At 50.6% G+C, this 14,123-nt stretch carries 15 protein-coding genes and 4 tRNA genes; 2 read left to right on the top strand and 17 right to left on the bottom strand.

Annotated features, from left to right (window positions below; translation table 11 throughout):
• Window positions 1-14: 14 nt before the first annotated feature.
• From NM96_12270 to NM96_12215, 12 genes are all read right to left on the bottom strand, one after another.
• On the bottom strand, window positions 15-710 hold the full coding sequence (locus NM96_12270) for a 50S ribosomal protein L1 (GenBank protein ID AVR79984.1): 696 nt from the start codon (window positions 708-710) through the stop codon (window positions 15-17).
• Entirely contained in the window at window positions 710-1,144 is a 435-nt protein-coding gene (rplK, locus tag NM96_12265; protein ID AVR79983.1) for a 50S ribosomal protein L11, read from the bottom strand. Before rplK ends, NM96_12270 begins: the two co-directional genes overlap by 1 nt.
• A gap of 106 nt (window positions 1,145-1,250) precedes the next feature.
• A complete protein-coding gene (locus tag NM96_12260) occupies window positions 1,251-1,784 on the bottom strand; it encodes a transcription termination/antitermination protein NusG (protein AVR79982.1) in 534 nt (177 codons plus the stop codon).
• A 2-nt stretch (window positions 1,785-1,786) separates the two neighbouring features.
• On the bottom strand, window positions 1,787-2,059 hold the full coding sequence (gene secE / locus NM96_12255) for a preprotein translocase subunit SecE (protein ID AVR79981.1): 273 nt from the start codon (window positions 2,057-2,059) through the stop codon (window positions 1,787-1,789).
• Window positions 2,060-2,178: 119 nt separating this feature from the next.
• Window positions 2,179-2,254: transfer RNA gene (locus tag NM96_12250), tRNA-Trp, on the bottom strand.
• A 6-nt stretch (window positions 2,255-2,260) separates the two neighbouring features.
• On the bottom strand, window positions 2,261-3,445 hold the full coding sequence (tuf, locus tag NM96_12245; protein ID AVR79980.1) for an elongation factor Tu: 1,185 nt from the start codon (window positions 3,443-3,445) through the stop codon (window positions 2,261-2,263).
• A gap of 40 nt (window positions 3,446-3,485) precedes the next feature.
• Window positions 3,486-3,560: transfer RNA gene (locus NM96_12240), tRNA-Thr, on the bottom strand.
• A gap of 11 nt (window positions 3,561-3,571) precedes the next feature.
• Window positions 3,572-3,645: transfer RNA gene (locus tag NM96_12235), tRNA-Gly, on the bottom strand.
• 36 nt (window positions 3,646-3,681) lie between these two features.
• Window positions 3,682-3,765, bottom strand: a tRNA-Tyr gene (locus tag NM96_12230).
• A gap of 99 nt (window positions 3,766-3,864) precedes the next feature.
• Window positions 3,865-4,116, bottom strand: coding sequence for a ferredoxin (locus tag NM96_12225; GenBank protein AVR79979.1), 252 nt, complete (start codon window positions 4,114-4,116; stop codon window positions 3,865-3,867).
• Between the two features lie 121 nt (window positions 4,117-4,237).
• Window positions 4,238-4,804 carry a 16S rRNA (guanine(966)-N(2))-methyltransferase RsmD gene (gene rsmD / locus NM96_12220; protein AVR79978.1) on the bottom strand — a complete coding sequence of 189 codons (567 nt, stop codon included), beginning with the start codon at window positions 4,802-4,804 and terminating at the stop codon, window positions 4,238-4,240.
• Window positions 4,805-4,945: 141 nt separating this feature from the next.
• Window positions 4,946-5,167, bottom strand: coding sequence for a hypothetical protein (locus NM96_12215; GenBank protein ID AVR80345.1), 222 nt, complete (start codon window positions 5,165-5,167; stop codon window positions 4,946-4,948).
• Between NM96_12215 and NM96_12210 the strand changes: the two genes are divergently transcribed.
• A complete protein-coding gene (locus NM96_12210; protein AVR79977.1) occupies window positions 5,075-5,296 on the top strand; it encodes a hypothetical protein in 222 nt (73 codons plus the stop codon). The two genes, NM96_12215 and NM96_12210, sit on opposite strands and share 93 nt — an antisense overlap.
• Before the next feature lie 189 nt (window positions 5,297-5,485).
• The gene (locus NM96_12205) at window positions 5,486-6,181 is read left to right on the top strand and encodes a hypothetical protein (GenBank protein AVR80344.1); all 696 of its coding nucleotides are present in this window, start codon (window positions 5,486-5,488) and stop codon (window positions 6,179-6,181) included.
• A 71-nt stretch (window positions 6,182-6,252) separates the two neighbouring features.
• Here NM96_12205 and NM96_12200 read toward each other — a convergent pair whose 3' ends face one another.
• From NM96_12200 to NM96_12180, 5 genes are all read right to left on the bottom strand, one after another.
• On the bottom strand, window positions 6,253-8,559 hold the full coding sequence (locus tag NM96_12200; GenBank protein ID AVR79976.1) for a type I DNA topoisomerase: 2,307 nt from the start codon (window positions 8,557-8,559) through the stop codon (window positions 6,253-6,255).
• Between the two features lie 84 nt (window positions 8,560-8,643).
• Complete coding sequence (locus NM96_12195) at window positions 8,644-9,099, bottom strand: DUF494 domain-containing protein (protein ID AVR79975.1); 456 nt, start codon at window positions 9,097-9,099, stop codon at window positions 8,644-8,646.
• Between the two features lie 25 nt (window positions 9,100-9,124).
• Complete coding sequence (gene dprA / locus NM96_12190) at window positions 9,125-10,345, bottom strand: DNA-protecting protein DprA (protein AVR79974.1); 1,221 nt, start codon at window positions 10,343-10,345, stop codon at window positions 9,125-9,127.
• A gap of 377 nt (window positions 10,346-10,722) precedes the next feature.
• Window positions 10,723-12,006 (bottom strand): sigma-54-dependent Fis family transcriptional regulator, encoded by a 1,284-nt coding sequence (locus tag NM96_12185; protein AVR79973.1) that lies wholly within the window; start codon window positions 12,004-12,006, stop codon window positions 10,723-10,725.
• Window positions 11,999-14,122, bottom strand: coding sequence for a PAS domain-containing sensor histidine kinase (locus NM96_12180; protein AVR79972.1), 2,124 nt, complete (start codon window positions 14,120-14,122; stop codon window positions 11,999-12,001). Before NM96_12180 ends, NM96_12185 begins: the two co-directional genes overlap by 8 nt.
• Window position 14,123: the final 1 nt, after the last annotated feature.

Raw genomic sequence — 14,123 nt, 5'->3', positions numbered from 1 at the left:
GAAAATTTCTTAGATTAGTTATTCACGCTTGATGTATCAACGCGAACACCTAAACCCATAGTGCTGGATACAGCAACTTTTTTCAGGTACTGACCTTTAGCAGCAGCAGGTTTAGCTTTAACGACAGCATCCAGCAATGCATCAAAGTTCTCTTTCAAATCAGCCTCAGCGAATGAAGCACGACCGATAGTTGCATGAACGATACCAGCTTTGTCTGTACGATATTGCACTTGACCTGCTTTTGCATTTTTAACTGCTTCAGCCACATTAGGAGTAACAGTACCCACTTTAGGGTTTGGCATCAAGCCACGTGGACCCAAGATGGTACCCAATTGACCAACGATGCGCATTGCATCAGGAGAAGCAATAACAACGTCAAAGTTCAGATTACCTGCTTTGATCTCAGCAGCCAAATCTTCAAAGCCGACAACATCAGCACCAGCTTCTTTAGCTGCATCAGCATTTGCACCTTGAGTAAATACTGCTACGCGGGTTGTTTTACCGGTACCTTTAGGCAGAACAACTGAACCACGGATAACTTGGTCAGATTTACGCGGATCAACACCCAAGTTGAAAGATACGTCAACAGACTCGTCAAATTTAGCAGTCGCTGCTTTTTTTACCAAAGCAATTGCTTCATCAATTGCATATAATTTATTGGCCTCAACAGAAGAGCGCAAAGCTTTCAAGCGTTTAGATACTTTAGCCATTATACAACACCCTCCACATCCAAACCCATTGAACGAGCAGAACCAGCAATAGTGCGAACAGCGGCATCCAAATCAGCAGCAGTCAAATCAGGTTCTTTAGTTTTAGCAATTTCTTCCAACTGAGCACGGGTCAATTTACCCACTTTATTTGTCAGAGGATTAGAACTACCTTTTTGCAGACCAGCAGCTTTTTTCAACAGAATAGAGGCTGGAGGAGTTTTCATCACAAAAGTGAATGACTTATCCGCAAAAGCAGTAATTACAACTGGAATCGGCAAACCAGGCTCCATGCCTTGAGTTGCAGCATTAAATGCTTTACAGAATTCCATAATATTCAGACCACGTTGACCCAAAGCAGGACCAACTGGGGGAGATGGATTGGCTTTACCTGCAGGAATTTGCAGTTTGATATAGCCGATAATTTTCTTTGCCACTTATAGGACTCCTAAAAACGGGTATAACGCGGAACCATTTCCGCTTCCCAAAAAAGAATTCAGCATTATATTTACTTAGAGATTTTTTTTCAAGGGATTTAAAAACTTAAATCTTTTCAACTTGACCAAACTCCAGCTCAACCGGGGTTTCACGACCAAAAATCTGAACAGAAACCCTCAATTTATTACGCTCATAATTCACTTCATCTACAATACCGTTGAAGTCAGCAAAAGGGCCTTCGTTTACACGAACTTGCTGCCCCACTTCAAATTCAACTTTAGGTTTAGGCTTCTCAACCCCAGAACGAACCTGTTGCAAGATTGCATCAGCCTCTCTTTGAGAAATCGGAGTAGGCTTATTTGCCGTACCACCAATAAAGCCTGAAACACGAGGAGTACTTTTCACCAAATGCCATGAGTCATCAGTCATTTCCATTTCGACCAAAACATAGCCCGGATAGAACTTACGCTCGCTAATGGTTTTGCGACCATTTTTAATATCGACCACTTCTTCAACCGGAACAAGAATCTGACCGAAATAACCTTCCATACCTTCGCGAGCGATACGCTCTTTTAGGGTCTTCTGGACATTTTTCTCAAAGCCGGAATAAGCCTGCACAACATACCAACGTTTTGACATTTTTACCCCCTCTTCAACAACACATCAAAAAACAGCCAGGAAATAGCACTGTCTGCCGCGTAAATAAATACTGCCAAGATTGCTACAAATATAACGACGAAGATCGTCATCTTAACTGCATCATCCCGCGTAGGCCAAACAACTTTTTTAAACTCAGACCATGAGTTTTTAAAATAAGAAAGCAGCCCTTCTCGCTTAGGCGGCGTAGAATGATTGCCGGATGTTACAAGCTGACCCGACTTTTCTGCTTTATGTTCAGATGTATGTTCAGTCATCTTTACTCACTCACCACAGCATCAAAGTCGCACTATCTCACTCATGCAATGGTTTAAATTAATTACTAAAAAAGAAATGCAAAAAAATTAACCGGCACAGGGCCGGTTAATTTTTTATTTGGCAGGCCAAGAGGGTCTCGAACCCCCAACCCTCGGTTTTGGAGACCGATACTCTACCAATTGAGCTATTGGCCTCTAAACTTAAGCGATGATAGAAGAAACCACACCTGCACCTACGGTACGGCCACCTTCGCGAATCGCAAAGCGCAGACCTTCTTCCATAGCGATAGGCGCAATCAGTTCTACAGTAATGGCTACGTTCTCACCAGGCATAACCATTTCTACACCTTCTTCCAAAGTAACCGCACCGGTTACGTCGGTAGTACGGAAGTAGAATTGAGGACGGTAGTTAGCGAAGAACGGAGTATGACGACCACCCTCTTCTTTGCTCAATACGTACACTTCTGCTTTGAATTTGGTGTGCGGAGTGATGGTACCCGGTTTAGCCAATACTTGACCGCGTTCCACTTCTTCACGTTTGGTACCGCGCAGCAATACGCCTACGTTGTCACCGGCTTGACCTTCGTCCAGCAGTTTGCGGAACATTTCAACACCGGTACATGTGGTTTTTTGGGTTTCTTTCAGACCTACGATTTCGATCTCGTCACCAACGTGGATAACACCGCGCTCTACACGGCCGGTTACTACTGTACCACGACCGGAGATGGAGAATACGTCTTCGATAGGCAACAGGAACGGTTTGTCTACGGCACGCTCGGGAGTCGGGATGTAGCTGTCCAATGCGGCAGCCAGTTCGAAGATTTTTTCTTCGTAAGCGGCATCGCCTTCCAAGGCTTTCAGTGCAGAACCTTGTACAATCGGGCAGTCGTCACCAGGGAAGTCGTAGCTTGACAGCAAGTCACGGATTTCCATTTCAACCAGTTCCAACAATTCGGCATCGTCAACCATGTCGCATTTGTTCATGAACACGATGATGTAAGGTACACCTACTTGACGGGCCAACAGGATGTGTTCGCGGGTTTGCGGCATAGGACCGTCGGCAGCAGAACATACCAAGATTGCGCCGTCCATTTGTGCGGCACCGGTAATCATGTTTTTAACGTAGTCGGCGTGACCCGGGCAGTCTACGTGTGCGTAGTGGCGGGTTTCGGTTTCGTATTCTACGTGTGAGGTATTGATGGTAATACCGCGGGCTTTTTCTTCGGGAGCGTTGTCGATTTGGTCGTAAGCTTTTGCAGCACCGCCGAATTTTTTAGCCAAAATAGTAGTCAAAGCAGCAGTCAGAGTGGTTTTACCATGGTCAACGTGACCGATGGTGCCAACGTTTACGTGCGGTTTGCTACGTTCAAATTTTTCCTTTGCCATGGCAAATTTCCTATCTTTAAAATACTGAGAAAATGGTATTTGGTGCCCATGGGCAGATTTGAACTGCCGGCCTCTCCCTTACCAAGGGAGTGCTCTACCCCTGAGCTACATGGGCCAATAGACTATTGGAGCGGGTGAAGGGAATCGAACCCTCACCGTAAGCTTGGAAGGCTTCTGCTCTACCATTGAGCTACACCCGCAGACTTACTGCATCAATGCTCCAACACATTGGAATTTGGTGGTGGGAGAAGGATTCGAACCTTCGAAGCTCTCGCAACAGATTTACAGTCTGCCCCCTTTGACCGCTCGGGAATCCCACCAAAAGAGAACGCAAGTTTATTCGTGACTCAGATTTTCGTCAAGTTCTTTTTTAATTTTGTTTTCTTAAAATCACTCAATTTATTGCTTTAAAAAAGAATTTATTTGAACTGAATGATTTTTTCGTATTTTGCCATCAGCTCTTCGTGCGTTTCCGGATGCTCTTCATCAATCAGGATGCAGTCCACGGGGCATACCTGCTGACATTGCGGCTCATCGTAATGGCCTACGCACTGCGTACACAAATTAGGGTTGATTTCGTAAATTTCCTCACCTTGCGAGATGGCGTCATTGGGGCACTCCGGCTCGCAAACGTCACAGTTAATGCACTCATCTGTAATAAAGAGCGACATTTCTTTTCCTTTTTCATTTAAATTATCAAAACCGATTGGGCGCGGATTATAGCACAAACGCGTCAAAAACAATCCGTTTAGGCGAATGTTTACACCCTGGTAATGATTCTCAAATCTCTTACTATTCAGCTACTTGGACAAACTGCAAGAGCACAAAACCGCTCTTACCCGCCCGTCCTTCGCGATAAGGCTCCAGCCACTCGGGGAAATCGGGCAGCTCCCCTGCTTCAATATAGACCATTGCCCCGTTTTTCAAGCTGTTTTTCAAAGAAGCAAACAAATTTTCCCAATCCCGCCACGCAAACGGCGGATCCAAAAAGACCACATCAAACTTTTCAGACGACCTCTGCAGATACGCAAGGCCATCGGTATTGAGGATTTCCAGTTTATCCAAACCCAATGCTCTGGCGTTTTGCCGCAGCATATCGGCAGTTTTGCGATTATTATCCGCCAGCACCACCCTCTTCGCGTTACGGGACGCGGCCTCAAATCCCAACGCGCCGCTTCCGGCAAACAAATCCAACGCATTCAGACCGGTCAAATCCTGACCCAGCCAATTGAAAAGTTTTTCGCGGACACTGTCAGGCGTTGGACGCAGACCGTCCGCATCTGCAAAAACCAGTTTCCGTCCCCTGCATTGCCCGCCGATGATACGGACTTGATTTGAATGTTTGCTGTGTTTGCTCATGATTAAAACGAATCGTCCAACAGTTTCAGACGACCTCTAAAGAATGACAAAGCAGCCATTATACCGCAGCGTTTTTTTCATTTAAGGCCGCATGAAAACAAATCGGCGCATCGTGAAATTTTATTTTTTATAATGCTAAACTTACAAAATTTTATAAATCATAAAATATTTTCTCAAATAAAAAGGTCGCTTACGTCCGCCATTAGAACTTTCCCACCGCTTTTTCAGTCTATTGGCCATAATACTTAATGAAAATATGGATGGCTGACAATGCCGCTTTGGAAAATTATTTTGGGTGTTTATATCGGCGGCGTGATTGCCTTCACCGCCCACGCCCATTTTTTTGACGAATATTACCGCCACTTGGGATTGATTCCGAACTTGGGGCGCGGTCTGCTTTGGTTCGTCTTTTGCCTGCCCTTGATCGGCAAAACCGTTGCTTTGATTGTCAGCTTGTTCTTTCTTGCCACGTTGGTTTTTGCAAGGCGTTAAATCTCTTCTTAATAAAACTGAAAAGGTCGTCTGAAAATTTTTCAGACGACCTTTTCAGTTTGAGTTTGACGACATGAAATACTGAACTATGTTTCACCATGTAAAGTGCATTTTAAACTTAAACTAGATAAATTACATTTACTTATTTATAATGAGTATCTCTCTGTGAAATATTTATATAAGGTTATTATCATGTCAGACCTGAATCTCAGTAACAGTATATTCCAAGGTTACAACGACAAACATGGCTTAATGATTTGTGGGTATGAATGGGGTTGGAGTAAAGCCGATGAGGCTGCTTATGTAGCAGGTGAATACAAACTCCCTGAAAACAAAATCGACCATACATTTGCCAATAAATCCCTCTATTACGGTGAGCAGGCAAAAAAGTGGCGTTACGACAATACGATAAAAATTTGGTTTGAAATGTGGGGACACCCCTTAGACGAAAATGAATTGGGCGGTGCATTTGAAAAATCCCTGGCACAAACCAACTGGGCAGCTACTCAGGGCAACAAAATCGACAATCCAAACAAATTTCTCCAGCCTGAACACGTCGATAATTTTCTCTACCACGTTGAGAAACTACGCCCTAAATTGATTCTCTTCATGGGAAGCAACCTGACAAATTATCTTAATCGCGCAAATGTATTGCCGCGCTTCGAGCAGCTTGTCGGAAAACAAACTCAACCGCTACGAGTAGTACAAAAAGATTTTAGCGGTAAACGTTTCAAAATCAGATTCCAATCGTTTGAAAATTGCGAAGTCGTCTGCCTGCCCCACCCTAGCGCCAGCCGCGGTCTATCTTACGATTACATAGCCTTATTTGAACCAGAAATGAACCGTATTTTATCGGACTTTAAAACGACACGCGGATTCAAATAAACCAATCACAGAAAAGCAAAGGTCGTCTGAAATTTTTCAGACGACCTTTTCTCTTTTAAACCGACCTAATCTCACTCTTTCGGTGCAGGTGGTTCAATCTGTTCTTTCCAGCCGCATTCTTTTTGCGGGCAGACTTTTTCCACGCCCCAGCGTTTGGTGGTTTTGATGGTCAGTACCGGCCATGCGCATTTTGGACAGGTTTCGGCGACGGGCGGATTCCAAGTGGCGTAGTTGCAGTCGGGATAGGTGCTGCAACTGTAAAACAATTTGCCGTAGCGGGATTTGCGCTCGACGAGGTTGCCTTTTTTGCATTGCGGGCATTGGACGCCGGTATCTTTCGGTTTTTCCAGCGGCTCGACGTGTTTGCATTTGGGGTAGTTGGCGCAGCCGATGAATTTGCTGCCGGTGCGGCTGTATTTGTACACCAACCGTCCGCCGCATTTGGGGCATTCGCGCCCGTCGAGTTCGGCTTGCTCAGCTTCGGCTTTGGCGATGCGCTCGGCGGCTTCTTCGGCGGTTTCGTTGACGTTGCGCGTGTAGCTGCACTCGGGATAGCCGGCGCAGGCGACGAAGCGGCCCATTTTGCCGAACTTGATTTGCAATTTGTGTTCGCCGCATTTCGGGCAGGTTTCGTCGAGTTCCTGAGTGGTGAATTTGGCGCGTTCGATGCCTTCTTTTTCTTCCACTTGCTTGATGAACGGTTTCCAGAATTTGTCCATCACGGGAATCCAGCGGCGTTTGCCGTCGGCGATTTCGTCGAGCTGGTCTTCGAGTTTGGCGGTGAAGTGGTAGTCGACGTATTGGGCGAAGTGTTCGGTCAAGAATTTGTTGACGATGTCGCCTGTGTCGGTGGGCATGAAGCGTTTTTGCTCAAGGGTAACGTATTCGCGGTCTTTGAGCGTGGAGATGATGCTGGCGTAGGTCGAGGGGCGGCCGATGCCGTATTCTTCGAGGGCTTTAACCAATGTAGCTTCGTTGTAGCGCGGCGGCGGGGTGGTGAAGTGTTGTTCGCCGTAGAGTTTGTCCACGGGCAATTTATCGCCTTCGCTCATTTCGGGTAGTTTTTTGCTGTCTTCGCCTTCTTCATCGTCGCTGCTTTCTTCGTAAACGCTGAGGAAGCCTGCGAAGGTTTGCACTTGTCCGGTTACGCGGAATACGCCTTTGCCGACGGCAATATCGACGGTGGTTTGGTCGAATTTGGCGGGCGTCATCTGACAGGCGACGGTGCGCTGCCAAATCATTTGATAGAGTTTGAACTGGTCTGCGCTCAAGAAGGGTTTGACGCTTTCGGGCGTACGGTACACGGAAGTCGGACGGATCGCCTCGTGGGCTTCTTGAGCGTTTTTGGATTTGGTTTTGTATTGTTTGGCGGCACTCGGCAGATATTCTTTGCCGATTTTGTTTTCGATGTAATGGCGGATTTCGGTTAACGCTTCATCGGCCAAATTCACGCTGTCGGTACGCATATAGGTAATCAGACCGATGGCGCCCTGCCCTACGTCTATACCTTCGTAAAGCTGCTGGGCGGTACGCATGGTGCGGTCGGTGGTGAAGCCGAGTTTGCGTACGGCATCCTGCTGCATGGTAGAAGTGGTGAACGGCGCGGCGGGATTGCGGCTGCGCTTTTTCTTTTCGATGGCGGTAACGACTGCCTCTTTGCCTTCGAGTTCTTTCAACACGTCGGCTTGCGCGGCTTCGTTCGGCAGGTCGAATTGTTCGAGTTTCGCGCCGTTGTATTGGGCGAGTTTGGCGGTGAACTTGCTGCGGCCTTTGTGGCTGTCGAGATGCACCGTCCAATATTCCTGCGCTTCAAAGGCACGGATTTCGTTTTCGCGTTCGCAAATCAAACGCAGGGCGGGACTTTGCACACGGCCCGCGCTCAAACCGCGGCGGATTTTTTTCCACAACAATGGCGAGAGGTTGAAACCGACCAGATAGTCCAAAGCGCGGCGGGCTTGTTGCGCATCGACCAAGTCCATTTCAATTTCGCGCGGGTTGGCGACGGCGTCGAGCACGGCGTTTTTGGTGATTTCGTGGAACACGACACGCTGCGGCTTGATGTTTTTCAGGCCGCGTTTGGATTTGAGGATTTCAAAAAGATGCCAGGAAATCGCTTCGCCTTCCCTATCCGGGTCGGTTGCGAGGTAGATGTTTTCGGCTTCTTTGGCTCCGGCAACAATAGCATCGACGTGTTTGGCGTTGCGTTTGATCAGCTCGTATTTCATGGCGAAGTCGTGTTCGGGATCGACGGCACCGTTTTTGGGGACGAGGTCGCGGACGTGGCCGTAGGAGGCCAGAATTTCGAAATCGCCGCCAAGGTATTTTTTCAGGGTTTTGGCTTTGGACGGTGATTCGACGATTAAGAGGTTTTTCGCCATTGTTTGTTCTCTTTTAATGTATTGGATGATGCGTTTCAGACGACCTTTCTGAACAAGCTGCGTCAAAAGGTCGTCTGAAAAGGTTTAATGCATGGTCGCTTTGCCGTTGAGCGCGCCCATCAGGTCATCGCCGATTAAGACGGGCAATTCGCTTGTGTGCGCCCACAACAAGAGCAACACCAGCACTTTCGCCGTATCGAGCGTGATTTCTTCGGGCGGGATGTGCATCAGGGCGTGGATGACGATTTCGCGCTGCTCGTAAGTGATGGCGCGTTCGGCAACCAGATACTGCATCAGCCCCATGACTTCCTGCGGCAAGTTTTCCACTTCCTCGTTGCAATACACGCGCAGGGCATGGCTGTCGAACGGCGCGGCGGCGAATTCGGACGTATTGAACAACACTTCCATCATCATCAGCGTATTGCCGATTTCCGTTACGTCAAAACCCGCATCTTCCAACAGGCGGCCCAAATCCTCCGGCGGCGGGCAGTTGTCGAAATCTTGGAAGTGTTCGATGAGATAGGCGATGACTTCTGTCATGCTGGTTCCTTAATGAATGAATCGATTATGCTTTTATGCGCTGATAGCGTCCGCCCGGCAAGGCGGCGACGATGCCGTCGAGTTCGTATTCCAGCAGTCGGGCGTAAACGTCTGCCGCCGCCCATGCGGTTTGCTGCGCCAATATATCGGGATGCACGGGGTCGTAACCCATGGCGTCCAGCAGCTCGTCTTCCGCTGTCGGCGCGGCAACCGTATTGGCTGGTGCCGAATGTTTTCGGACATCAAGGTCGTCTGAAAACGGCAAAACAGGTTCAGACGACGCCTCTCCGACGGCAGTGCGTTTTTCCATTTTTTTGTTTTTCTTATTTATAGAATATGATGGAACTGCCGCATTTTGCAATAGCCCCGGACATTCGTGAAGGATGTCGTCCAAACATTCCACCAGTTTCGCGCCGTCTTTAATCAGCTTGTGGCAGCCTTTGCTGTGCGGATTGTCTATCGAACCGGGCACCGCCATCACCTCCCGCCCCATCTCCGCCGCCAGCTTGGCAGTAATCAGCGAACCGGATTCCAACGCGGCCTCGACCACTAGCGTAACCTGCGACAACGCGGCAATCAGGCGGTTGCGGCGCGGGAAGTTGCCCGCAAACGGGCGCGTATCCAGAGGAAACTCGCTGACAATCAATCCTTTTTCGGCGATTTCATAGGCAAGGTTTTTATTGGACGGCGGGTAAATGCGGTCTATGCCCGTCCCCCATACGGCGATGGTGCCGCCGCCCGCCTGCAACGCGCCTTGATGGGCGGCGGTGTCGATACCCGAAGCCATACCCGACACGACGGGAATATCCTGTTCACTCAACGCCCTGCCGAAATCTTTGGCAATCCGCATCGCCTGCGGTGTGGCATGGCGGCTGCCGACGATGGCGGCGGAAGGTTTGTGCAGCAGTTGCACGTTACCGCGCAAGAACAAAACCGGCGGCGCGGTAATGCCCTGCGTCAGCATTTCGGGAAAATCATCATCTTGCAGCAGCAACAAACGGCAGCCGTCCTGCTTTTCCCATTGCAACGCCGCTTCCGCAGCCTTTTGCGCCAACGCCCGTTTTTCACCGTTGCGCCAAGATTCGGCTGCCTGCTTGTGGCGCACTATCGTGGCAATTTGCTCCACAGGAGCATCCAGCGCGGCTTTCGCGCTGCCGAAACGTTGCAGCAGGAGCAAGAAGCCCTCCGCGCCGACATAAGGCGTAAACGCCAGTTGCAGCCAGGCAAGGCGGTCGTTTTCCGTCATCAATTGTGTCCCCTTGTTGTTTTCAGACGACCTTTGTTCGGGAGGTCGTCTGAAAACGGATAAATGTCAGTATTTAACGATAAAGCCGGCGAACTTTAAACCGATACGGCGTTCCCGCACCTGCTTCCGGTTTCATGTCTGTTCACCGTCATGCGGATGCTGCCAAACAGCCGGCAGCCCGTTAGTAACTTTTGTAATATTTTTATATTCTACACGATACGGCAGGAAAATCTGTCATTTGAATGGTTGTCGCCCATTGTGTCAAAAGTGAGTCGGCTCTACGGCAAAAACGGGCGGCTTGATGGCAAACAAGGTCGTCTGAAAACATACCGCAGCGTGCCGTATGCTTTCAGACGACCTCTTATCCTACTACCGCCCTACTCTTCTGCTTTTTCCGCTGCACTGCGGCGGGAAACGCTGATGCCTAATTGTTTGAGTTTGCGGTAGAGGTGCGTGCGCTCCAGGCCGACTTTTTGGGCGACGCGGCTCATGTTTTGCCCTTCTTGGGCGATGTGGTACTCGAAATAGCGGCGTTCCAATTCTTCACGCAGTTCGCGCAAAGGCATATTGAAGTTGAAACCGCCGACGATTTCGGTGGCGACCGTCGCCCGTTTTTGCCCCAATGCGGCAACGACCGCCTGCTCGTGGACTTCCTGTCCGTCCGCTTCCAGCATCAGGTTTTTCACGACGCTGCGGAGTTGGTCGAAATTGCCCGGCCAGTTGTATTGGCAGAGGACGGTCAGCGAGCCGTTGCTGAATTTGACGGGCTGGATTTTTTCGCTGTCCGCCAATTCGGTCATGACTTGGTTAACCAAGAAGGCGATGTCTTCGGATTGGCTGCGCAACGGCGGGATGCTGATGACGTTGCCGGAAAGCAGTTCGGACAACTTGGCATCGGCGATGGCGTCTGCCGGGCTTTCATCGGCGGCGTGGCTGCCGGCGACGATGACGCGCACGTTGTAACGGTCTGCCTTGCCGAGGATGAAACTGATGCCGTTTTGGATGTTTTTGCTGTACTGCGCGGCATCACCGAGATAGAGCGTGCCGCCCGATGCTTTTTGCAGCAGTTCCAAAGGCGCGTCGGCAATGAGTTCGACGCGGCTGAGTCCGACCCAAGGCGTGCCGCTTTTGTGGAAATATCGGGCAACGATTTCAAACGGCGAACCGGTTTCGCCGCTGAGCAGCACGGGGCCGCTTTTTTTCACGGCAGGCTCAAGCTGCTGCTTGAATTCCTGAATGACGGGGCTGTTGCCGAGTTTGTCGAAGGACAAGCCCGCCGCCATCTGCATTTCGCCGTGTTTGAGGGCGCGGTCGACGGTAGAGAGCAGCTTTTGCAGGGCAATCGGTTTTTCCAGAAAATCGAGCGCGCCGATTTTGGTGGCTTCGACGGCGGTGTCGATGCTGGCGTGTCCGCTCATCATCACTACGGGCATGTTGAGCTGTCCGTTTTTCGCCCACTCTTTGAGCAGGGTGATGCCGTCGCAGTCGGGCATCCAGATGTCCAACAAAACCATGGCGGGACGGGTCTGGTGGCGCAGTTGGCGCGCCTCTTCGGCGTTCTCCGCCAAAGCCACGGAATAACCTTCGTCTTGGAGGATTTCCGAGAGCAAGTCGCGGATACCTACTTCGTCATCTACAATCAAAATATCACTGCTACGCATAAGTTTCTACCAATCGGGGTAAGGCTATTTTCACACACGCGCCGCCTTCGTTCTGATTGCTCAGGCTGATGCGGCCGCCGTGCTCTTCGATGATTTTCTTCACAACGGGCAATCCCAGTCCCGTACCTGTCGGCTTGTCGGTTACATACGGCTCGAAGGCATTATGCAGCATTTCCTTGCTGAAACCTTTGCCGTTGTTGCAAACGGTCAATAAAACCTGTCCGTCGTTATCTTCGCCGACGCTCACATTCACTTGCGGAACTTCCGCCTCTTCCGCTGCTTCCGCCGCGTTTTTGAAAATATTGTGCAATACCTGCCGCATGGCGGTGGTATCGGCGGAAATCGGCTGCGGCTTGTCGGACAAGTTCGGAACAAAGCGGCACGCCCCGCCTTCGTACAGCAGCAACACTTCTTCAACCAAGCGGTTCAAATCCTGTTTTTCAAAATTCAGCGACGGCGCGCGGGCGTAATTGCGGAAGGCTTCGACCATTTCTTTCAATGCCGCCACCTGTTTGACGATGGTGTCGGTCGAACGGCTGAGGATTTGGGCGTGTTGTTCGTCCAATTTATCATGCAATTTCCATGCCAATCTCTCGGCGGAAAGTTGGATAGGCGTGAGCGGATTGCGGATTTCATGCGCCAGCCGTTTCGCCACTTCGCCCCAAGCGGCTTCTTTTTGGGCGCGGATGAGGACGGTGATGTCGTCGATCACCATCACCACGCCGTTGTCGTTGTCGTCGGGCAGGATGGTGGCTTTACCCAAGAGAATGCGCGCATCGTCGGGGGCGGCGTATTCGACTTGGACGGGCTTGGCGGCATTGGCGGTTTCTTCAATGGCGGCAAACACTTCGGCAAGCAGGGTCTGCTGCGGCGATTGTCCGCGCCAGTCGTGCCAGTTGCTGCCCCACAGCGGCACCAATTCAATGCCCAAAATCCGTTCGGCGGCTTTGTTGAAGGTTTTCAGACGACCTTCGGCATCTAAGGTAATCACGCCCGTGGTCAAACTTTCCAACACGCATTCGAGATAGTGGCGCGCCGCTTCTTCGCGCAGGCGGTTGTTCTCGTCGGCTTCTTTGGCGATGGCAAGCTGTTCGGTCATGTGGTTGAACAACTGGGTCAACCTGCCGAATTCGTCGTTGCGGAACACGGGGCGTTTCTGGCTGAAATCGCCCTGCGCCACCGCCCTTGCGCCTTCTGCCAACGACAATACCGGCTCGACGAAGCGGCGGGCGAAATACAGCGCCATCACCAAGGCAAGGAAAATCGCCAACAGCGCGGCGACCAGCAAAGTCGCCAAGAAGAAGGTTTGCAGGCCTTGTTTGGTGTAGCTCAATTCGGCGTATTTCGCCCGCGCCGCTTCAATCAGCGTCGCGTCTTGCGCCACATCCTGCGGGATGGGCTGGCGGAAAAACAAGGCGTAATCACGTCCGTTGTGCGCGCCGATGAGCATCCAGCCTTGCGCGTACAAGACATTTTCTATGTTTTCCAAACTGCGTATCGAGCCGGTCTGCTCCAGCTTCTCCCATCCTTCTTTGTCGAGTTCGGGTTGGTTTAGTTTCAGCGGATTGACACTTTTCTCGGTTTTATGGGTTTTGACGTCGTAGAGCGAAAGCTGGGTAAAGCCGCCCGATTTGGCGGCACTTTTCAGCGCCTTGCCCAAATCGCCGTCCACAGACGCGGTGCTGATCAGGTCGATTTGCACCGGCGTGGCGTTGCTGACGGCGTTGTCCACCGCCAGATTCAATGCGGATTTACTCAGGCTCAGGCTACGCTCAAGGGCTTCGTGGGTATCGTTGCCGAACCACGAATTAATCGTACCGTTGATGAACTGCGCGGAAATGCCGAACAAAAACACGCCCGGCAATACCGCCACCAGCGTAAACATCCCCGACAGCCGCCGCGCAATCTGCGAACCGAACACGCCCTTGCTTTTGTCGCGCATGAGGAGCAGGACGTAGCGCGTCAAAACCGACGCCAACACCAGCATGAGCAGCGCACACAGGGCGATAATCCACCAGAAATATTCCGCCAGCGGGCTGGTGCTGCCCGTTGCAATGGTCAGTCCGTAGAGCAGTCCCACCGCCGCCAACACGGCAATCAGGAGAAAGCGGCGCATG

Source organism: Neisseria mucosa (assembly GCA_003028315.1).
Lineage (GTDB): Bacteria > Pseudomonadota > Gammaproteobacteria > Burkholderiales > Neisseriaceae > Neisseria > Neisseria mucosa.
Note: the sequence above shows the minus strand (reverse complement) of the source record. Positions and strands in the feature narration are given on the sequence as shown.

Coding starts and splice junctions, on each gene's coding strand:
- NM96_12270 (AVR79984.1), bottom strand. CDS start 710: ATGGCTAAAGTATCTAAACGCTTGAAAGCTTTGCGCTCTTCTGTTGAG.
- NM96_12260 (AVR79982.1), bottom strand. CDS start 1,784: ATGTCAAAACGTTGGTATGTTGTGCAGGCTTATTCCGGCTTTGAGAAA.
- secE (AVR79981.1), bottom strand. CDS start 2,059: ATGACTGAACATACATCTGAACATAAAGCAGAAAAGTCGGGTCAGCTT.
- tuf (AVR79980.1), bottom strand. CDS start 3,445: ATGGCAAAGGAAAAATTTGAACGTAGCAAACCGCACGTAAACGTTGGC.
- NM96_12225 (AVR79979.1), bottom strand. CDS start 4,116: ATGTCGCTCTTTATTACAGATGAGTGCATTAACTGTGACGTTTGCGAG.
- rsmD (AVR79978.1), bottom strand. CDS start 4,804: ATGAGCAAACACAGCAAACATTCAAATCAAGTCCGTATCATCGGCGGG.
- NM96_12210 (AVR79977.1), top strand. CDS start 5,075: ATGCCGCTTTGGAAAATTATTTTGGGTGTTTATATCGGCGGCGTGATT.
- NM96_12200 (AVR79976.1), bottom strand. CDS start 8,559: ATGGCGAAAAACCTCTTAATCGTCGAATCACCGTCCAAAGCCAAAACC.
- NM96_12195 (AVR79975.1), bottom strand. CDS start 9,099: ATGACAGAAGTCATCGCCTATCTCATCGAACACTTCCAAGATTTCGAC.
- dprA (AVR79974.1), bottom strand. CDS start 10,345: ATGACGGAAAACGACCGCCTTGCCTGGCTGCAACTGGCGTTTACGCCT.
- NM96_12185 (AVR79973.1), bottom strand. CDS start 12,006: ATGCGTAGCAGTGATATTTTGATTGTAGATGACGAAGTAGGTATCCGC.
- NM96_12180 (AVR79972.1), bottom strand. CDS start 14,122: ATGCGCCGCTTTCTCCTGATTGCCGTGTTGGCGGCGGTGGGACTGCTC.